The sequence below is a fragment of the Persicirhabdus sediminis genome, from assembly GCF_016595495.1.
Classification (GTDB): Bacteria; Verrucomicrobiota; Verrucomicrobiia; order Verrucomicrobiales; family Akkermansiaceae; genus Persicirhabdus; species Persicirhabdus sediminis.
In genome coordinates this window covers 153,950-172,508 of record NZ_JAENIM010000009.1, presented here as the reverse complement: position 1 = coordinate 172,508, position 18,559 = coordinate 153,950, and the positions used below count along the sequence as shown (strand labels likewise).

The window sequence follows — 18,559 nt, the reverse complement described above, 5'->3', positions numbered from 1 at the left end:
CTAGTTTTTGCTTTAGGATGATTCATCACTCTGTGGCTGCAGGATAGCGACATAGCTGCCGCTGTGATTACCGCCTTCATTGTGAGCTGTGACGATTGATGAATCTAGCTGGATCCTTGCTTTGCCTCTTTTGTTTAGCGTGGTTAAAAACTTATTCCAGTCAGCTTCGTTAGGGGCTAGGCAGCTAGCTGTGAAATCATCCTCGATGGGTTCGGTAAAATCAAATGAGCTCTTTTGAATCACTAGCTGAGCTTGCAGCTTGTGTTCTTTCATTTTTATAAATAACAATGCCCAAGCTGAGAGAATGGCCAGAGCGGAGAGGCTGCCACCAAAGGCTGTATTTCGGTGATTTAAGTTTGGCTCCAGCGGCGCATGAATTTCTAATTTTTCACCATCATAAAATGTGACTTTAGCTCCCAGATGAGCAGTTACAGGAATGTGCTCATTGATGTATTCAGTTAGTTCTTCTACGGTCATTACTAGTTTGGATGGAGTTTGTCGCGAGTCTGTTAGTGCTTATCTGATTTTAGTAGCCATATACAAATGGGCACAATAGCGAGTTCCATCGCCACGTAGAGCAAGAGCAGTGGAGATGGCCATCCGTCGAGCATGATGCTCATCAGGCGGCCAGAAACGAGTCCACCGCAAAACAGTGCGAGCACGATGATGCCCGCATCACGGAATTTGTCAGAGAAGGCTGAGTAGAGCCAGAAGCCACCAAGCGCGATGTAGAGCATCATCACCGCTCTGAGAATATGCGACTGATCGACGCTTGGTGTGTTAGCTTCTAGCAAGAAGGTTTTGCTGAACCATGCTGGCGAGACTCCATAGATCAAGGCAATTACCGAGATGGTAGCAAAGGATACTAGCAAAAGTGCTTTTTTGAGATTCATATCCGTATGAATATACGGCGAAGTGGGCGCTGGGGTCAATCTATAGTTAATGCTGCAAGTGTATTACATAGAAAGGTCTGAGCTTGTTTTTGTGGGTTTTTTATTTGCCTGTCTTATTTAAGGGGGATTGTCGCACCACGCTGATGCGACGATTCAGATTGTTAGCCAATCAAGTATTTTGATTTTGGCAACAATGAGAGCAGCTTGACGACGATATATGAGGCGACAAATATAATGATGGCGACTAGCACCTCAGAGACACCTGGGCTAAATGTCAATCGGCTAACGAGTTGGTCGCTAATCCACAAACAAAGGATGTAATGAACGAGGAAGATGCCAAAGCTTAGTTTCGAGAGTTCACTCATGATTTTGTTCATGCCCTCAGGGAGCTGCAGTTTCTGGAAGAAGATGAAGACGCCAGCTGTCATCATGGCAACATTGATGGTTAGGAAGTTGATAGATGACTCAATGTCGACCCAGCCAGCTGAATTGACCTCAGAGACGACTTGTGAGTTTAGGCGACCAATATCAAACCATAGACCTTCATAGGTTAGGTAACCCCCAATGACGAATAATGCGGCGCCAAGGGCACACGAGCCCATTGGTTTTAGCTTATTGTAACGGTGCAGGTAGATGCCCAGTATGATGTAGCCTAAATAGCCACTGAAGTAGACTAACATGCCAAAAGAATTCCACGTGCATTCACCATGAATCTGTGGGAACCAGAGGCGAATGTAGGGAAAAAATAGAGTGACACCCCAAATAGCTAGAAATCCTAGTATCTCATTTTTGGATGCCTTTTCTACCCACGGTGAAATAATGGGCATGAACAGATAGATGCCAATGATAGAGTAAATGAACCAAAAATGAACATTACTTGCTGTGAAGTTTATTGGTATCATCATGGCATTATAGACAAGAGGATCCATCTCGCCGGTAAAGGCGTTAGGTGGGCCACCAAAAACGACTTCGGCTGGAATTGGCATAACTACATAGAGGATAGACCAGATGAGTACGGGGATGACAACTCTGGTGAATCGCCTTTTGAGGAAAGTTCCAGTATCGTTTTTTAATGGGAGCAATAAGGTGCCCGAGAGCAAAATGAATAGGGGAACACAGGGCCTAGTTAGGGTGATGAGCTGGCTCCATGCTTCTCCGAAGGTGCCGTTAGGTCCGCTGGCTGCGTAGTTGTCTCCTGCGTGACAGAGCACAACTAGGAAACAAGCAATGACACGAAGGGTGTCTAAATAATCAATTCTCTCTCTTTGTTCCATGGTGAAATTTTCTCATTGTTAGTCTAGCAATGATACTTATTACGAACCTAGCTGAGAGGAAATGTCATTGTATTGCAGTAGTGGGTGGTACGTTCGTTTGTTGAGTCAGGCGCACGGCAAACAGCTTGATGGGTTTAGTTTTTTGACTTGTGTCTATCGATTTTATGCACCCTTTTCTACAAGCTTGTCGGTTAAATCGACAGGGTTCACTTGTTTGTTACAGTTGCCCTAACAATGGCTTCAGTTAAGGCTGCCCGTATGCCAATCACTATAATAATAACTGCTACGGTAGAGGCCCAATACATATTTTTGCGGACCAGAGTAATATAATATAGCTCTGCGAGAAATATCGAATACCAGATCTACAAGGTTAGCGGCCCTTCGTTTAGATAGGTCTTGTTCGGTTTAGATTTTTAGCAACATCAACCTTTGCTGCAATCTGGAGCTATTGTAAGTTGTGCAGGTGATTAGCTATTTGGGTTGAGACCTTCTTCGGAGTGTTTTTTCCAGTTGTGGAATACGTACAGATGGACTCGTTTCAATCCTGAATAAAACCCTAACTCCTTGAGCCATGGAAATATGCCGCTAGCTGTGATGGTTGTTGTTCTTGTGATACGTGTTCCGCTGCCATGGACCTCCAGATGAAAGTCCTCTTCTAGTGATTCCACACATGGCCCCCAAGTATGATCAGTAGTAAGCATCTTGAAGCGCAATCTGACAGGGGGATCCCATTCTGTTATTTTCTGAATTACCGTGCCTCGGTCTGAAATACATCGGCGTTCAGCTCCAACCTCGCCGTTGGTGTTAGGTAGTTCACACGATTTTGGTTGTGGGACTCCGAGACAAAACCAGCCAGGAACGTCCATGCGAGAATTTGTCAACAATGGCCACAGTCGCTCACTTGATGTATTGATAAATCTAGAAGTTCGTATCTTCATGTTGTTAGCGATTTTTTGTGCTCAGTGCTAGTGGGGCGTGACTTGGCTGATGATAGGAATACGTTTGCCTGCGCTACTTGGAGCCGCCATTCACTGACTGCTTGGGTTTTGATGTTTGGCTGAGTCGGATTCCTCACTGAGTTCGCGCATTCTTGATTCAATGAGTTCTTTTTTAGGTTCAAAGTATTTTGTTAGGATGGAGATCTGATCTACCGAATATCGGTAAAATGCAGCTCCGCCGATGATGATACCTATCACTAACGAGACAGCTGATGCGTTCTGCGTGGTGATTTGTTCTTTTCCAGCTAGTGACCAAACCACAGCAAAGCCGATGAAAGAAGTTAGGATGATCACGGACGACCATAGCTTCACCTTTTTTTGATGCTGTTGAGGTTTCTCGAATAATGAGCTGTATGCCTTAAGCAGAGAGAGTTCGTGTGATTCGGAGTTCATTTGATTTGTTTAGCGTTAGTCTGGTAAAGCGATAATATTTTCTAGTGTATCAATATATGTAGGCTTTGAGGGGAAGATCATAATGTGATTGTGCCTAAGTTTAGTCTAGGGATGTTTCTTCGTATAGACCGTCTTTCGCTAGCTTAGTAGTTCCAGTTCTTGGGAGCTTAATACAACATAGTCACCGTTGAATGCTCCAATTTGCTTCAAAACACAGTATTCCAAAGGGGGGCGCTGTTCTGTAACAGAAATGGGATCACCCATTTTCTGGATGCCAAATGAGATCTTTGATGCAGGGGCTTCTTGGAGTGCAAATTTCTCCCATGGGAATTTTCTACGTTTGTGGCGCTCTAGGAACTGACCTGACAAAAAAATCGTTTCCTTATCAATGGTTTTGATTAGGTAGGAAGGACCTTCATCCTCTAGTTCAGCATATTCAATAACATCAGTTGGCTCGATGATTAGATAGTTGCAGCTTCCATTTTTCAGGTCTTGTCTGATTTTGTTCCTTAACTTTCTTCCTCCTGTCCACTTGCCTGCCTTAACGTAAATGATGATACCAATGGCGATCGTTAGAATGAGCCAAAGCGGGGGAAGTGTGGGGGGGAAGTTACGCTGAATTGCATTAAGAATGCCTCCAACTAAAATGAGAGTAATTAGAAATCCAATGGATCGAGTGATACTAGTTGATAGCGCAACGTACCCTTCAAGTTCCTTCAGCTGCTTTTTTGTGAATGGCGCGGTCTGGGTTTCCATTGTTTTTTAATTTTAACTTCTAATTACTAACTACTCTACCAGCAACATTGTTGGTTAAGTTAGTTAGTCGAGGGGAAGCGGTTGGGTGATGTGCCTCGTCGGGCAAATTTATTGTGTATCATATGAACGGAAGGTGTATTTCGCAATTCCTAGAATCTCGCGAGGAGCAGAATATAGATCTCTCCATTCAAAGTGATAGGCGTGAGCTGTGAATACCTGCTTTACTCCAAACTTCTTCAACGCAAGCCTTGCTCGTGGAATATGAAAATATTGGGTCACGACCAAAGCTTTTTCCAAATCATGATCGCGCATAAACGCCATCGTATTGGCAGCCGAGTCGTAGGTAGTGTAGCCTAAGCTATCGGCAATCACTCGCTCTGGGGGGAGGCCACGAGAAATCATATAGCTCTGCATTACCACAGCCTCATCGTGGCCCTCTTTGCCTAAAGCGCCACTGACAATAACATACTTATACAAGCCCTTTTCATACAGTTCAACTGCCCGGTCTAGGCGAGCCACCAAGCGGTCTGAAGGTGTTCCATCTGGGTGGACTGTATTTTCTAACACTAAGCAGACGTCGGCGTGATCAACATGATCATTCAGCCCGTCCCACACTATTGCTAGAATACTAACAATAATGAGCGCCAAGGCACTTAAGCCAGATAGGAATAACAGCTTGCGGATGCGGAATTTATTCATGTCTATGTAGCTAGTCAGCATGTTTACTAGTTAGCTTAAAGAGTGCATAGCTTAGGGAAATTGACCATATAATGAGTCCGATAAACCACAATGAGGCATCACTGGCGCTCCAGACGAGGTCGCCTTTGATCACGCCTAAACTTCTAGGGTCTGAGCTGCTGATAGTCACAAAGAACCAATAGAGGTCATCCCACCTTGAGCCAATACGTATAAGACATAGAATAATCCACGCTATAGACAGTAATGCAGTGTTTTTAGGTGACATATTTCAATAGCTTAGAGTGTTACAGAGCACTGGTGATTGATCATAAAGGACTATGACCAGGCGGTCTTCTCTAGTCGCGGTCTCTTGTTTGCAGGTTAGGTTTACGAAGCCGTGAAGTCAATGTAATCGGGGCTGTATCAGGTCTAACTATGTTTTCGTGTTAGGCCCAAGCTGTTCTAGGCTGATTCGATCAGCCGGTAGGCATCCACGGATGATCAGGTTTCTGTTGGGAGATCTCACAATCTATCAAACGGCTCGAACATATCTTCGATTAGCCACTGTAGATAGTGAACAGCGTGCTGGCGGCTAGCCCACTGGTAGACTGATGATGCATAGAGTTTTCCACCGCATTTAGCCTCTCGCTCCGTTCGGGGGCTGCCACGCAGTAGAGCGCACAGTAGAGCGCACAGTAGAGTTCGCTCGGGCAGGGAGGATCGAAATCGTTGCCGTTTCTCTATAGTTTCGCTAATGGCGACAACGACGAGATCACTATCACCCAATTCGATTCGCAGATCTTCGTAAAGAGAACGGAGCACTGAGTCAGGCAGCTGGACGAGGTCGAGATCCCCTTAGAAATCTCTAATGAGTCAATGATTTAGTTAGGATGCGGGGGTGTTAGCTGGCGGGTGGCCGCCACTCCGTGGCTCTGCATTCGAGATGGGCTGGACCTTGGGCGATGCCCAAGGCTTCGAAAGGTCGCCACTCCGTGGCTGGGTGGTGGAGGTAGGTGCCCCGGTGTGTTAGGAATTGGCAGCTGTTCCTGTGTGTTAGGAATTGGTAGCTGTTCCTGTGTGTTAGAAGTTGGGCCGCTGTTTGATAGCCTGAGCTGGAATAGTAGCGATAGCGAATCGCAAAGCTCAGAGCTAGGTGGTTTATTCTGAACCGCCACTTATGCGATCCGTACGATTGGCGGTAGGGGGGATCAGGTTAAAATTTAGCTGCTAGCCGATTAGGTTTATTTATTTTCTAGATGCTGGCGTATCCATTCAGGATGCCGTCTACAATCGACAACTGCCCATACAATGACACCCTCATCATCCATCGTATAATACACAGCGTAGGGAAAAACTCTGCTCAGTAATCTGTAGAAATCCTTATACGCTTGGCGATGAATCCCACCAGTAATCTTCAAACCCTCGATATCTGCCTTTAGATTGGTGGCAAAATAATCACCTAAACCTGCCTCCTGAGAGTCGTAGAACCAAAAACCGTTATTCAAATCCTCCAAGGCATCCTCGGAAACTCTAATACGAATCATACTTGGCCGATTGTATTCTTAACACGATCCCAATCCATCAATGAAGCTTCACCTCTAGCAACACGGCTCCGTCTGGAGTCAAGTAGCTCTTGGTGCTCTTTGGGGGTTCCTGCGGAGTCAACGCTTGAGCGCATATCATCCCACAAAAGCTCCATTATCTGAAACTTCTCGCGCAAGGGAAGATGGGTAATTTCAGAGATGCTCATGTGGCTATTATACTCTATACCACTGCTTTCACCAGCAGTTATTTATTGCCTAAACTCACAGCCCACCCGCCACTCGGAGGCTTAGTGGAGTCGACATTCCATTTCCCCTCCGGGGAACGATTCATCTAGCTGGCGCTCCACGGGTTGCGCTCGCTGGGCTCGCTCACCCGCGGCTAAAGTCTGGTTAGCCCTACGGGCTGGAGCCACTGCGGGGAAGAGTGAATGGTGAAGTGAGAAGAGTGAGTTTCTAACTGATGAAGCCCAGCTAGTTTTAAATCTATTCAAGCAGTCTAGCCCTCGGGGGTGAGAGCGAGTTTCTAACTTCTAATACCTAGCTGGTTACAAACCTGCTCTAGCTGGCAGTGTTAGGTCGGGGCGCGGACACGCGTGGCGCAGCTAGTTTCAATGCAAAGGACTGAAAACTGAAAACTGAAAACTTCCCTCTACTCTTTTCCCCCTTCTCTACCTACCAAGATATTTGAGATTGAGTTTTTTGGGAGGTGCGAGGTTGAATCGTTTACCGTGTGGGGGATTGAATGACTGGGCTAGTGAGACTGCGCTGATGTGATAGATGGTATCATCACCTTCGCGCGGGATGGTGTGAACGTTGAGCAGCGAGAAGAAGTGGGGGAATTTGTTGATGTTGAGTTTATCTCCCACTTTGAATTTGTTGACTTGTTTGGCTGGTGGCTCAGGCGGGGTGGCCTCTTCGTCGTCTGCATCGGCAAGGGGGGTGGGTAGGTAGAGAGTGGCGGTGAGCGGGTATGGGGCGGCTGGAGTATCGTCGTCGAACTGGTGGTAGGCTTGGGCTTCGATGACAATGCCGTGGGTGATGAAATCGTTGTCGCCTAGCTGGCGCACTTTGGTGATGCGAAATTCTCCACGCAGGTAGGATGCGAGGGTATTTTCGTTGTAGTTGATCAGGTAGTAGTGGAGCAGCCGGCGGTTGAGCACCTCGCGGTCGTAGTGGTTGAGCAGGAGGAAGCTTTTGCGCATTTGCTCGACGTCTTGGACGGCGATTTTGGGCGCATTTTGCGGGCTGTATTCTTGCAGGATTGGGCTGCGGTTGATATTTCCAAGCCACCTATAATAGCGTGGGTTTTCGGGTTTATGGAAAACTTCTAGGCAAATGGACCAGCTGATGAGGGTAAAACATGAGGCGAGGACAAGCCCCAGAAACCACCAATAATATGGTGGTCTGCGGTCTAGATATTCTTCCAGCCAGGATTTCTTGGGTTCGGATTGCAAAGCGAGTCTTGCAGATTAGATTCAATTAGCCAAAGGTGGCAGCGGTGCGCGAACCCTACGATGGGAAAATTCGCAGTACCATCCAAATTTCTCAAGATGGCAAAAATTCAAGTACTTTCTGATACACTCGCCAGCCAAGTGGCGGCGGGTGAGGTGGTCGAGCGCCCAGCTAGTGTGGTCAAAGAGCTGGTGGAAAACTCGCTGGATGCTGGGGCGACCCATGTAGAAGTGGAGATCCAGCGCGGCGGCACGGCATTGATCAAAGTACAGGACGACGGCTGCGGCATGAGCCGTGAAGATGCGCTGCTCTCGCTGGAGCGCCATGCCACGAGTAAGCTGCGCACGACGGAAGATTTGGCGGCGATTGCCACCTTGGGGTTCCGCGGTGAGGCGGTGCCGAGTATTGCCAGTGTGTCGCGGTTTAAGATCAGCTCGCGCGAGCACGATGCGGTGCAGGGGGTGGAAGCGCTTGTGGTTGGCGGCACGGTGAAAGACGTGCGTGAAGCGGGCATTGCTGCGGGAACCTGCATGGAGGCGCGCGAGTTATTTTTTAATATCCCAGCGCGGCGGAAATTTTTACGCACTGAGACCACGGAGTCGGCGCATGTTGAGCACCAGATCAAGCTGCATGCTTTGGCCACTCCTGCGGTGAGGTTTACCTTCCGCAAAGATGGTCGGGTGGTTTTTGATTTGCCCGCTACCCATGATGCGCGTGTGCGCATTGCGGGATTATTTGGCAATGACATGAGCCGCAAGCTGATTGAAGTGCCGCGCAGTGAGCTGCGTGGGCTGGAAGTTTACGGCTACGTTTTGCCCGCTGAGTTTGCCCGCAAGGGAAGGAAATCTCAGTATGTCTTTTTGAATGGTCGGCCAGTGGAAGACGCGGCGATTTCTCGTGCGCTGAAAGATGGTTTCCGCGGTGCGGTGGCTGATGGTCTTTACCCAACGGCCTGGCTGTGGCTGGTGATGAACCCGCAGCTGGTAGATGTGAATGTGCACCCAGCTAAGCGTGAGGTGAGGTTTCACCGACCTCACGAAGTGCGCGATACCATCACCAAAGCGGTGGAGGCTGGACTGCGACCGCCAGCGGCTGAGCCCGATGTGGTGGTGAAAAAACCAGCGGATGGAGCTGCCAGCCAGCGGCTGGGAAATGATGCCGATGAGGTGCTGGCGCCACAATCATCCGCTCCGAGTCCAGCTGGAAAATCCAGTGCGCATGAAAAAGCAGATGGTCCCGCCGGTGGAGGTACTGGTGTTTTGGAGAAACCAGCTAGTAAAGCGCGGTCGGCGAGCCAGACAGAAAAATCTGCGACCAATAAATCGTCATCCAGCCAGCCAGAGCTGGATGACAAGGTAATCCCTGCGGCAAAGAAAAACCCAACTAGCGCGCCATCACCAGCTGGCGGGAAAAATTTCCCCGCGCAAACCGAACATCAACAAGAGATGGAAGAGGTGGCTGGACGCAGCATGATCCAGAAACCTGACTTTGTGGTTTTGTCTGCATTGCACGATCGCTACGTGATGCTACAGGGCGACGATGGGCTGGTTTTGCTCGACCCCAAAGCGGCCAGAGAGCGGGTCGTTTACGAGGCGCTGGTGAATGCCGACGACAAAGATCACGTGCCATCGCAGGGATTGCTGGTGCCTGAGTTGCTCGAGCTGGACGCACTGGATGCTGAGCTGGTGATGCGCTACCGCGACCATTTTCTGGAGGCGGGCATCCAGCTAGATTCTTTTGGTGGCAATACCATGCAGGTGAGCTCGCTGCCGGCTATTTTTGAAGTGAAAGACAGCCGCGCATTTCTCACTGAGTTGATCGACGAGCTACACGCGGCGGTGGGCCAACGGCGAGCCAAGGCGATGACCTACGAGATTTTTGCGGCGCGTTTGGCGCGGCGCGCGGGTCGTTTAGAAACCTGTCGTCTCGAGCTGGTGGAGCCATTGTTGAGCCAGCTATTTGCCTGCGACTTGCCGTATTGCACGCCAGACGGGCGCCCTACTTTGGTGCAGATTTCGCTGACTGAGTTGGATAGAAAATTTGGAAAATAATGTCACTGGTGATGGAAGAGAAATTGGACAAATTTCAATGGCTATGTTTGGCGCTGCGCGTCAGCTTGGGTGTGTATTTGATTTATTTTGCTGGGGTGAAATTGCTGGATATCAAGGCGTTTTCGCAGTCGATCATGAACTACCGGCTGGCGCCATTTGATGCGCCGCCGTGGGATGCGCTGGCGGCGTATTTCACCGTGAGTCTGGAAATTTTGCTTGGCGTGTGTCTGATTTTCCGTCGTTTTTACGCTGGCGCGCTGCTGGTGACGGCGGTGATGTTTGCTGGATTTATTGGCATGATAGCCAGCGCGTGGGCGCGAGGATTGAACATCAACTGTGGCTGTTTTGGCGCTAGCGACGAACCGACAAATTACCCCTTACACATTGGTCTCAACGTGCTGGTATTACTGATTTTATTGGTACTAGCGTTGTATAATTTGAAGGGGAAATCTCTTGCTGCAGATGAGATTGCTGCCTAGTTTTTGCGCCACCCTGTTATAGGGATTGATTTTATGGAAATTTGGCAAGCAATCATCGTCGGTATCGTTCAGGGACTAGCAGAATTTTTACCGATCTCTTCATCGGGACATATCGTGCTGACGCAGTTTCTTTTAGGCATCCGCGAGCAGGGTGGTGAGCACATTGAAGATGTTGCTTTTGAGGTGATTTTGCATGTTGGTACTCTGGTCTCAGTATTGATTTACTTCCGCGCCCAGCTGTGGCGCATGACACAATCTTTGCTGACATTCCGCGACGAGAGCCTGCGCGACGACCGCATGCGCATCATGTGGCTGGGCATTGCTACCGTTCCTGCAGTGATTGCGGCCTTGTTATTTGGCGATTGGTTTAAGGCAGCGTACAACAACCCAGTGATGGTTTCTAGCTTGCTGCTGGTGACAGGCACGGTGCTATTTGCCCCACGTGTGCTGAAAGGTCGCGAGCGCAAAGAAGGTCTTGGATCTTCGCTGATCATGGGCATCGGCCAAGCGTGTGCGATCCTGCCTGGTATCTCACGCTCTGGTTCTACCATCGCAGCGGGTTTGGTTTCTGGTGTGAAACCTGAGCGCGCAGCTGAGTTTTCCTTCCTGATGTCCATTCCGGCGATTGCTGGTGGTTTGGTGATGGCGCTGAAAGATCGTACCAAAGAATATGCAGCTGAGGGCATGGAAACTAAAGATGCCTTCATCGAAGCGTGCCTGTCATGCGTGAATCCTGCCTACATGGCTGGCGCGGTGACATCAGCTGTCGTGGGCTTATTTGCCATCTACGTTGTGCTGCAAGCAGTGAAGCGCGGGCGTCTCGAGTATTTCTCATATTATTGTTACGCAGCTGGCATTTCTGGCATCATTTATTTCTCGATGAACGCGTAAAAATGCGTTAAACCCCTGCACGTGAAACCTCTGATCCTCCTCGTTGGTCTATTTTTGTCGCTTTTTAGCCCGCTTGTTTCAGCCGAAGAAATCAAAGTGCGCTTAGCGGATGGCTTTGATTTTCCCGTAGGGAAACCGGATGCGACTGGCTATTACAAAGCGCGAGGGTTGAGGTTGCGTGCGCCTAGCCATTTTGGCGAAGACTGGAACGGCCGCGGTGGCGGTGATAGCGACCTCGGAGATCCCGTTTATTCCATCGCCGATGGTGTGGTGACCTTTGCTCACGACTTGCGCCGTGGTTGGGGGAAAGTAGCCATCATCCGCTATGGCTATCGCGATAAAGACAGCGGCGAGGTGAAATTTATCGATGCCCTTTACGGTCACCTGCGTGACATGTCCGTGAAAAATGGCCAAGTCGTCAAACGCGGTGAGAAAATTGGTACCATCGGCAATAACCGTGGCATGTACTCAGCTCATCTGCATTTTGAAATGCGCCACAACTTGACGATTGGCATGCATCGCAGCTCGGTGCCTGCAACCATTGCCAACTGGGCTGATCCAACGCAGTTTATCTACGAGCACCGTGTGCTGCCCAGAGAATGGCGCAAATACCCGATGCCTATCGGCACCTACCGCGACTACGGCGTATTCAAAGGGCTGTAACTAGCCATTTCCAGCTAGGGTTTTCCAGCTAGGGTTTTCCAGCTAGGAGTTTCCAGCTAGGAGTTTCCAGCTAGGAGTTTCCAGCTAGGGTTTTCCAGCTAGGGTTTTCCAGCTAGGAGTTTCCAGCTAGGAGTTTCCAGCTAGGAGTTTCCAGCTAGGAGTTTCCAGCTAGCTGGGCAGAGTTTTAATACATTTGGCGGCATGTCTTCTTTGCCGCTCAGCCAGCTAGACACAGAAAATGCTCTGCGATGCAGAGCATTTTCGTAGCCACCTAATTTGTGCATGGTGGCCATTTGTAATCATGGGAATAGGGCTGTTTAATCAATGATCCAAACCAGCAGGGATATGTGAAGTTGTAGTGCTGGTTTGAAGTATCGATTTAGCTCTTGTGGTGATATTTGGTAGGAATGGTATTTGGGTGGGTCCCAGCCTGCGCTGACTCCCTACGGGTCAGCGCAGGCTAGCGGCTGAGGTAAGTTGCTGATATGTGCGTTTAAGCAGCTTACTTCTCCGCCAATGTTTCACAGCCTAGCGTGATCATTATTGGTGGCCAGATCAAGGTAACGCTGCCGTCACCTTGCTGACATAAAGGGTATTCCACTGGGCGGCTAAATCCTCACAAAAACTACAAAAGAGAAATGAAACAGGTGTTTAGAAGTGTGGTGTAATCATCACTCCTGACAGGTTGTTGTAGTTCTCTTCGCCTGGGCGAATTGCTTTGAGGCGCACAACCACTTCGTCTTCGGTGAGGTTCTCACTCTGGAAGCGAGCGTGCTGGCCACGCGGGTTGTCGAGCCCAGGTGAGGAAAATGGTTGAGTCGCTGCGCTGATGGTGTGCAGCAGAGATTCTTCACCATTCCATGATGAAAAAACATCCACATCTTCAAATGGAGTGGTATTGGTATAGCTGCTCATGTACAGGGTGATCGTATACGAGCTGGCGCCAACGCGCTTGAGCCACGGCTGCATGTTTTGCAGCTTGAAGCTCACTCCGTAGCCGTCGTTTGGGTGGTACATGGTAGCGGCTTCCTCGTCCTCAATATCGCGGTAAATGATGTCATTGGCGCGAATGTGAGTGCCGTACATTTGATCTTCAGCGGTATTTAGGTCGACCGCTGTTTGCACGTAGCGCAGCGACGATAACCAGGAAAAGCGCACTGGGCTGGGGTCCAGCATGATGGTGCCACTTTTGCTGTAAGTATCTACCCAGCTAGCGCCGTAGAGCTCAGCTCCCTGCATTCCTTTGGACAGCCGAGTATTGTCGAAATTCACCGCCAGCGCTTTTGCCGGAGTGATGGCTGGGTAGGCATTTTCGTCGAAAATGACATTTTCAAATGAGCCGTCGTCAATGTGATAGTTTAGGCTCTCGTTGGCTTTGATGATTTGCTGGTTGCCAGTAGCTCCAGCTGGAGACGCGCTGACTTGTCCGCTGGCCACAGCGATGTTGACGAGTCCGTCTGCGCAGTGCACGCCGTAGCTGGTGCCCATATTTTGAATATCTAGCTGGCCAGTTTTGATGGCAAACTTAGCACCATTGGTGTGGGCAAAAACTTTCCCTTGCTCGAGCGACAGGCTATTTTCTGTGTTCAGCGTGAAGCTGGTATCTTGGTAAATAGTGACGGTGGCGCCAGCAGGTGATTTGACAACCACGGAGCCTTTTTCCAGCTGGTAACTTTGGCCAACAACAAGCGCATTTTCCGCTGGCTGCTCGCTGAGCCACTGTGGTGATTGCTGGCTGATAATGGAATAGCTGGCCAGACTTTGCTGGGCGGCAGGCGCGTCAGCTGAGGTGACAAATTTAAAGACCGACAGGCTGACCAGACCGATGGCCACAACCGCCGCGGCGGAATAGATGGCTGGTTTGTAGTGCTGGAACAGCGTGACATTTTCCGCAGTGCTAGCTCGAGTAGCCACGTAATGGCTTTCCATCACCGCCTGCATTTCCATCTGCTCGTGGTAGTAGGCACGGGCATGTGGATTTTTAATCAGCTGGTTAAATTGCTCTTCGTATTCTTCGTCTAGAGATCCGAGAATGGCGAGGTCAAGCAACTGCTTGGACTCTGCTGTGAGCTGTTGATTCTGTTGATGGCTCATGGTGATGAGAGGTGGGGATACTGGGTAGTTCCACTTCTTTGGTAAAAGTTATCAAAAAAGATTTGATTCGAGACATTGTTTTAACATCTGGCGAATCCGGCTCACGGCATTGTAGATGGCACCATTGCTTTTACCGGCTTTGGCGGCGATTTCATGCAGCGCAAATCCTTTATAGTAATGTTGGTCGAGAATGACTTTTGATTTGTGTGGTAGTTTTTTGAGGCAATTTTTCAGCTGGTCGACGCGGTCGGAGATTTGCTGGTCGTTCTGAAACTCCGCTTCATCGAGCACCATCTGCAGGTTCTCATCACTCAGGTGGCTGACCTTGGAGCGCTGGTGGTCGCGGAAGTACGACAGTATCTTGAAGCGCGCGATTTTGAACATCCAGGCGCGAAAATTTTCAATCTGCGCGAGCTCGTCTTGATGTTGCACGATATGGAGGAAGGTATCCTGCACGATGTCGTCGGCCTCACTAGGGGAAATGCCCGATTTGCGGATAAACGCATACAGCGGGATCTTGTGAGTCTGAAACTGTGCTTCGAGCGTAGTGGGCATGGATGTGGCTGGGATAGGAGGAACTCTATAATTTAAACAGTGAGCAAAATAAACATAAGCTTAAACCATGATTCTTTGGGATTCATCAACATGAGCTAGAATTTGCCTCAGCGACAACCTAAAAATACTAGCAAAGACCGCATTTATCTATCACCGTAGTGGCGGGAAATTAGTTAGCCCAGAGTGGACAAGCGGGGGATTCTGCACAATAACTGGCCTGTGGATGTGATTAAAATTCGTGGTGCGCGTCAGCACAATTTGAAAAACCTAGACGTCGACTTGCCAAAATCCCAGCTGGTTGTGATCACCGGACCCAGCGGCTGTGGCAAATCGTCGCTGGCATTTCATACCTTGTACGCTGAAGGGCAAAGGCGCTATGTGGAAAGCCTGAGCGCCTACGCACGCCAGTTTCTCGAGCAGCTGGAGAAACCACAAGTCGACTCGATCGAAGGCCTGAGCCCAGCGATTTCTATCGAGCAGAAAACCTCGGCGAGCAACCCGCGGTCGACGGTGGCGACATCGACGGAAATTTACGACTACCTGCGCATCCTCTACGCCGCCGCAGGCGTGCCGCACGATCCAGCTACTGGCGAGCGGCTGCAGCGCATGAGCTCAGCAGATATCATCAACTCGCTAGCTGGCAAACCAGAGCGCAGCAAAGTCATTTTGCTGGCGCCCATTCCGCTGAGTGAAGCGGAAGATCTCACCGCCATGGTGATGAATCTGCAGCGCCAAGGCTTTGTGCGCATCCGTGTCAATGGCCAGCTGCAAGAGCTCGATGAAGCCGTGGAGCAATGGCCTGAGCAACTCGATCAGCTGGAAATTGTCGCCGACCGCGTGGTGATACGCGATGGGATAGAAAGCCGGCTGGCGGATTCCGTTGAGCTCGCCATGCGCCTATGTGGCACCGAGGTGCGCGCGCTGGTGATGCAGCCAGATGACGACGACTGGAGCGAGCTGGCATTCCAAACCAGCTATCGCAACCCGACGACGGGGTTTGAAATTGGCGAGATTTCCCCCAAACATTTTTCATTTAACTCACACCTTGCCGCTTGCCCGTGCTGTCACGGTCTGGGCATCGAGCAGTTCTGCGACCCCGCATTAGTCATCCCAGATACCAGCGTGAGCCTAGCTGATGGGGCGGTGAAAATTTGGCCCAACTCAGCCAAAAAGCCTAGCTGGAATGGTCGTCAGATTGAGGCCTTGGCGATGTTTAATGGTGTGGCCATGGACGTGCCGGTCAGCCAGCTGCCGAAGTCATTCATGAGCCAGCTATTTTACGGCACGGGTGAGGAAAAAGTTCCCATGCACTGGGAGAAAGATGGTGTGCAGGTGCCCATGCTCAAACCCTACGAAGGGCTCTGTGTGGCTGCCGAAAGACATTACCGCGAAAGTAAAAGCGATAGCGTGAAGAAAAGCGTGGCGCGCTTCATGACCAAGCGGTCGTGCTCGGCCTGCGGTGGTCGCCGGCTGAAACCAGAAATTCTCGCTGTGAAGCTCATGTGCGACGCTGATGAGGGCTTGAGCATCGATGAACTGTGTGCGCTGCCAGTCGAGCAGGCGCGTCAGTGGCTGGATGATTTCCAGCTGCAAGGCGCGGCTAACGAAGCGCTCGCCGGGGTGCTGGGCGAAGCCCGTCAGCGCATTAGTTTTCTCGATGCCGTGGGCCTTTCCTACCTGAGTTTAGACCGCGCTAGCCATACCTTATCTGGCGGCGAGAGCCAGCGGATCCGGCTAGCCAGCCAGCTGGGAGCAGGCCTGTCTGGGGTGATTTACGTGCTCGACGAACCGAGCATTGGCCTGCATGCGGCGGACAACGAGCGGCTCATTCAAGCGATGCTCAGGTTGCGTGATTTGGGCAACTCGGTAGTGGTAGTTGAGCACGACGAGGCCACCATCAAAGCTGCCGACTGGGTGATTGATATGGGGCCTGCGGCGGGACGTTTTGGCGGCGAAATCCTCGCCCAAGGGAAACCCGCTGAGATTGCCAAAATGGATTCGCCAACCGGTAAGTGGTTTGCCCACGGTGGTCGCCAGCTAGAACCACCGCGACGCCAGCCAGATGGTCGCCAGCTGGTCATCAAAAATGCTCGTGAGCACAACTTGCAAGGTATCGACGTGGCCATTCCTCTCGGCCTGATGGTGTGTGTGGCGGGCCCGAGTGGCTCTGGAAAATCCACCTTGATCGACGGCATTCTGCGCCGTGCTCTGGCGCGCCAGCTGCACCGCGCGACCGCTCAGCCGGGCGCTCACGATGCCATCGAAGGTGCCGAGCAGATCGACAAACTAGTGGTGGTAAATCAAAAACCACTGGGCAAAAGTCCACGGTCAAATGCGGCAACTTACACTGGCGCGCTGGATTTGGTGCGCAGCTTGTTTGCCCAGCTGCCATTATCCAAACAACGTGGTTATCTAGCTGGTAGGTTCAGTTTTAATAACAAAGGTGGCCGCTGTGAAAAGTGCGCGGGCGACGGTGCTATCCGCATCGACATGCATTTCCTCAGTGATGTTTTTGTCACCTGCGACGCCTGCCAAGGGAAACGCTACAACCGCGAGACTTTAGAGGTAACCTTTAAAGGTAGAAATATGGCCGATGTGCTCGATATGAGCTGCCAGTTCGCCCAAGAGTTTTTCCAAAATGTGCCCAAGCTAAATGCCATCCTGCAGGCACTCTGCGACGTCGGTCTCGGCTACTTGAAACTCGGACAGGCAGCCAATACGCTGTCTGGCGGTGAGGCGCAGCGCATCAAACTCGCCCTCGAGCTGGCCAAACCACCCAATGGCCACACGCTCTACTTGCTGGATGAGCCCACTCGAGGTCTGCATTACCAAGATGTGGAGGTGTTGTTAGCTGTGCTCAACCGCATCGTTGATGCCGGGCATTCCATGCTCATTATCGAGCACCAATGCGACGTGCTCAAGGCCGCCGACTGGATCATCGATATGGGCCCTGGCGGGGGCGTGCATGGCGGAAATGTCGTCGCTCAAGGGGCGCCAAATGTCATCGTAAATGAGCCCCAATCCATTACCGGTCCTTGGCTGAAAGATTTGTAATTAAGATTTGCTGAAATTATGGTTTAGCGCCACAGTGAGTTCGTTGTATTCAGTAAGTGACAAAATTGTCAAAGATGCTAGCTTCGCGCGCCCTCAAGGCAATGGTCCAGAATAGAACGAAATGATGTTTTACTTTTTGTGAATAAATAAGCAAAAAATAAGCATAAGGCGACGCTATGATAGAAGAAGAGACAGATTCTGCGAACAACGCAAATAACGCATCAGTCACCACTAAGTGGAGACCTTGGCTCAGCGAACACGGGTCCAAGTTGTTATTGTTTGCGCGGCAGCAGACGAGGTCGACTCAAGATGCAGAAGACATTCTGCAGGACGCGCTGGTCAAGCTAGCGCGTAAAGTGGATGAAGGAACATTCGAAGGTGGCCAAGAAGCATGGCTGCCATACGTCTATACCGCCATCCGTCGGCTCGCCATCGACTACGGACGTAAAAACGATCGTCGTCGCTTGCGAGAAGAAAAAGTCGAAGCTGACCGTCAGGTAATGACGGGAGGTGCCGAGCAACCGTGGTTCAATAGTGATGAAGTCAACGAAGAAACCAGTGCGATTCTTCAAGACGGACTCAAGAACCTACCTGAGAAATTTGCAGAAGTCCTCACCATGAAAATTTGGGGGGAACAGACATTTGCAGAGATTGGGCAATCGCTTGGAATTACACTCAATACAGCTGCTTCCAGATACCGATACGGTCTGGAGCATCTGAAAAAACATCTGGACGCCGCAAGAAAACGTGGTGATCTTTAACAAGCATTCAAGCAACTAGATAT

At 50.3% G+C, this 18,559-nt stretch carries 20 protein-coding genes; 6 read left to right on the top strand and 14 right to left on the bottom strand.

The features are described 5' to 3' along the window. Positions 1 to 12: 12 nt before the first annotated feature. The 11 genes from JIN82_RS01955 to JIN82_RS01905 form a co-directional block, all read right to left on the bottom strand. On the bottom strand, positions 13 to 477 hold the full coding sequence (locus tag JIN82_RS01955) for a YiiD C-terminal domain-containing protein (RefSeq protein WP_200309949.1): 465 nt from the start codon (positions 475 to 477) through the stop codon (positions 13 to 15). A 32-nt stretch (positions 478 to 509) separates the two neighbouring features. Next, a complete protein-coding gene (locus tag JIN82_RS01950) occupies positions 510 to 893 on the bottom strand; it encodes a DUF4345 domain-containing protein (protein ID WP_200309948.1) in 384 nt (127 codons plus the stop codon). A gap of 161 nt (positions 894 to 1,054) precedes the next feature. Then, a complete protein-coding gene (locus JIN82_RS01945; RefSeq protein ID WP_200309947.1) occupies positions 1,055 to 2,167 on the bottom strand; it encodes an acyltransferase in 1,113 nt (370 codons plus the stop codon). A gap of 467 nt (positions 2,168 to 2,634) precedes the next feature. Next, entirely contained in the window at positions 2,635 to 3,105 is a 471-nt protein-coding gene (locus JIN82_RS01940) for an SRPBCC family protein (protein WP_200309946.1), read from the bottom strand. Positions 3,106 to 3,195: 90 nt separating this feature from the next. Then, on the bottom strand, positions 3,196 to 3,558 hold the full coding sequence (locus tag JIN82_RS01935) for a hypothetical protein (protein ID WP_200309945.1): 363 nt from the start codon (positions 3,556 to 3,558) through the stop codon (positions 3,196 to 3,198). Between the two features lie 138 nt (positions 3,559 to 3,696). Then, a complete protein-coding gene (locus tag JIN82_RS01930; protein ID WP_200309944.1) occupies positions 3,697 to 4,314 on the bottom strand; it encodes a hypothetical protein in 618 nt (205 codons plus the stop codon). A gap of 108 nt (positions 4,315 to 4,422) precedes the next feature. Then, a complete protein-coding gene (locus JIN82_RS01925) occupies positions 4,423 to 5,013 on the bottom strand; it encodes a SanA/YdcF family protein (RefSeq protein ID WP_200309943.1) in 591 nt (196 codons plus the stop codon). Between the two features lie 10 nt (positions 5,014 to 5,023). Further along, complete coding sequence (locus JIN82_RS01920) at positions 5,024 to 5,278, bottom strand: hypothetical protein (protein WP_200309942.1); 255 nt, start codon at positions 5,276 to 5,278, stop codon at positions 5,024 to 5,026. 955 nt (positions 5,279 to 6,233) lie between these two features. After that, complete coding sequence (locus JIN82_RS01915) at positions 6,234 to 6,536, bottom strand: hypothetical protein (RefSeq protein WP_200309941.1); 303 nt, start codon at positions 6,534 to 6,536, stop codon at positions 6,234 to 6,236. Further along, complete coding sequence (locus JIN82_RS01910) at positions 6,533 to 6,742, bottom strand: addiction module protein (RefSeq protein WP_200309940.1); 210 nt, start codon at positions 6,740 to 6,742, stop codon at positions 6,533 to 6,535. The genes JIN82_RS01915 and JIN82_RS01910 overlap by 4 nt, the downstream gene beginning before the upstream one ends. 462 nt (positions 6,743 to 7,204) lie before the next feature. Next, positions 7,205 to 7,990: a hypothetical protein gene (locus JIN82_RS01905; RefSeq protein WP_200309939.1), complete on the bottom strand. Its 786-nt coding sequence runs from the start codon at positions 7,988 to 7,990 to the stop codon at positions 7,205 to 7,207. 60 nt (positions 7,991 to 8,050) lie between these two features. On the opposite strand from JIN82_RS01905, the gene mutL reads away from it, so the two are divergent. The 4 genes from mutL to JIN82_RS01885 are packed head-to-tail and all read left to right on the top strand — an operon-like array spanning position 8,051 to position 12,072. Next, positions 8,051 to 10,039 carry a DNA mismatch repair endonuclease MutL gene (gene mutL, locus JIN82_RS01900; RefSeq protein WP_234041704.1) on the top strand — a complete coding sequence of 663 codons (1,989 nt, stop codon included), beginning with the start codon at positions 8,051 to 8,053 and terminating at the stop codon, positions 10,037 to 10,039. A gap of 11 nt (positions 10,040 to 10,050) precedes the next feature. Next, positions 10,051 to 10,518: a MauE/DoxX family redox-associated membrane protein gene (locus JIN82_RS01895; RefSeq protein ID WP_200309937.1), complete on the top strand. Its 468-nt coding sequence runs from the start codon at positions 10,051 to 10,053 to the stop codon at positions 10,516 to 10,518. 33 nt (positions 10,519 to 10,551) lie between these two features. Then, positions 10,552 to 11,409, top strand: a complete 858-nt coding sequence (locus tag JIN82_RS01890; protein WP_200309936.1) for an undecaprenyl-diphosphate phosphatase — start codon at positions 10,552 to 10,554, stop codon at positions 11,407 to 11,409. A gap of 21 nt (positions 11,410 to 11,430) precedes the next feature. Then, entirely contained in the window at positions 11,431 to 12,072 is a 642-nt protein-coding gene (locus JIN82_RS01885) for a murein hydrolase activator EnvC family protein (protein WP_325099460.1), read from the top strand. A gap of 140 nt (positions 12,073 to 12,212) precedes the next feature. Here the strand turns inward: JIN82_RS01885 and JIN82_RS01880 are convergent, their stop codons facing one another. The 3 genes from JIN82_RS01880 to JIN82_RS01870 all read right to left on the bottom strand — a co-directional run bounded on the left by JIN82_RS01880 (position 12,213) and on the right by JIN82_RS01870 (position 14,721). Continuing rightward, on the bottom strand, positions 12,213 to 12,356 hold the full coding sequence (locus tag JIN82_RS01880) for a hypothetical protein (RefSeq protein ID WP_200309935.1): 144 nt from the start codon (positions 12,354 to 12,356) through the stop codon (positions 12,213 to 12,215). 367 nt (positions 12,357 to 12,723) lie between these two features. Next, complete coding sequence (locus JIN82_RS01875) at positions 12,724 to 14,166, bottom strand: FecR domain-containing protein (protein WP_200309934.1); 1,443 nt, start codon at positions 14,164 to 14,166, stop codon at positions 12,724 to 12,726. A gap of 51 nt (positions 14,167 to 14,217) precedes the next feature. After that, positions 14,218 to 14,721, bottom strand: coding sequence for a sigma-70 family RNA polymerase sigma factor (locus JIN82_RS01870; RefSeq protein WP_200309933.1), 504 nt, complete (start codon positions 14,719 to 14,721; stop codon positions 14,218 to 14,220). Positions 14,722 to 14,946: 225 nt separating this feature from the next. On the opposite strand from JIN82_RS01870, the gene uvrA reads away from it, so the two are divergent. Beyond that, positions 14,947 to 17,775 carry an excinuclease ABC subunit UvrA gene (gene uvrA, locus JIN82_RS01865; RefSeq protein WP_325099459.1) on the top strand — a complete coding sequence of 943 codons (2,829 nt, stop codon included), beginning with the start codon at positions 14,947 to 14,949 and terminating at the stop codon, positions 17,773 to 17,775. A 176-nt stretch (positions 17,776 to 17,951) separates the two neighbouring features. Next, positions 17,952 to 18,536 carry an RNA polymerase sigma factor gene (locus JIN82_RS01860; protein ID WP_200309932.1) on the top strand — a complete coding sequence of 195 codons (585 nt, stop codon included), beginning with the start codon at positions 17,952 to 17,954 and terminating at the stop codon, positions 18,534 to 18,536. The last annotated feature ends 23 nt before the right edge of the window (positions 18,537 to 18,559 follow it).

Coding starts and splice junctions, on each gene's coding strand:
- JIN82_RS01955 (WP_200309949.1), bottom strand. CDS start 477: ATGACCGTAGAAGAACTAACTGAATACATCAATGAGCACATTCCTGTA.
- JIN82_RS01950 (WP_200309948.1), bottom strand. CDS start 893: ATGAATCTCAAAAAAGCACTTTTGCTAGTATCCTTTGCTACCATCTCG.
- JIN82_RS01945 (WP_200309947.1), bottom strand. CDS start 2,167: ATGGAACAAAGAGAGAGAATTGATTATTTAGACACCCTTCGTGTCATT.
- JIN82_RS01940 (WP_200309946.1), bottom strand. CDS start 3,105: ATGAAGATACGAACTTCTAGATTTATCAATACATCAAGTGAGCGACTG.
- JIN82_RS01935 (WP_200309945.1), bottom strand. CDS start 3,558: ATGAACTCCGAATCACACGAACTCTCTCTGCTTAAGGCATACAGCTCA.
- JIN82_RS01930 (WP_200309944.1), bottom strand. CDS start 4,314: ATGGAAACCCAGACCGCGCCATTCACAAAAAAGCAGCTGAAGGAACTT.
- JIN82_RS01925 (WP_200309943.1), bottom strand. CDS start 5,013: ATGAATAAATTCCGCATCCGCAAGCTGTTATTCCTATCTGGCTTAAGT.
- JIN82_RS01920 (WP_200309942.1), bottom strand. CDS start 5,278: ATGTCACCTAAAAACACTGCATTACTGTCTATAGCGTGGATTATTCTA.
- JIN82_RS01915 (WP_200309941.1), bottom strand. CDS start 6,536: ATGATTCGTATTAGAGTTTCCGAGGATGCCTTGGAGGATTTGAATAAC.
- JIN82_RS01910 (WP_200309940.1), bottom strand. CDS start 6,742: ATGAGCATCTCTGAAATTACCCATCTTCCCTTGCGCGAGAAGTTTCAG.
- mutL (WP_234041704.1), top strand. CDS start 8,051: ATGGGAAAATTCGCAGTACCATCCAAATTTCTCAAGATGGCAAAAATT.
- JIN82_RS01895 (WP_200309937.1), top strand. CDS start 10,051: ATGGAAGAGAAATTGGACAAATTTCAATGGCTATGTTTGGCGCTGCGC.
- JIN82_RS01890 (WP_200309936.1), top strand. CDS start 10,552: ATGGAAATTTGGCAAGCAATCATCGTCGGTATCGTTCAGGGACTAGCA.
- JIN82_RS01880 (WP_200309935.1), bottom strand. CDS start 12,356: ATGCACAAATTAGGTGGCTACGAAAATGCTCTGCATCGCAGAGCATTT.
- JIN82_RS01875 (WP_200309934.1), bottom strand. CDS start 14,166: ATGAGCCATCAACAGAATCAACAGCTCACAGCAGAGTCCAAGCAGTTG.
- JIN82_RS01870 (WP_200309933.1), bottom strand. CDS start 14,721: ATGCCCACTACGCTCGAAGCACAGTTTCAGACTCACAAGATCCCGCTG.
- JIN82_RS01860 (WP_200309932.1), top strand. CDS start 17,952: ATGATAGAAGAAGAGACAGATTCTGCGAACAACGCAAATAACGCATCA.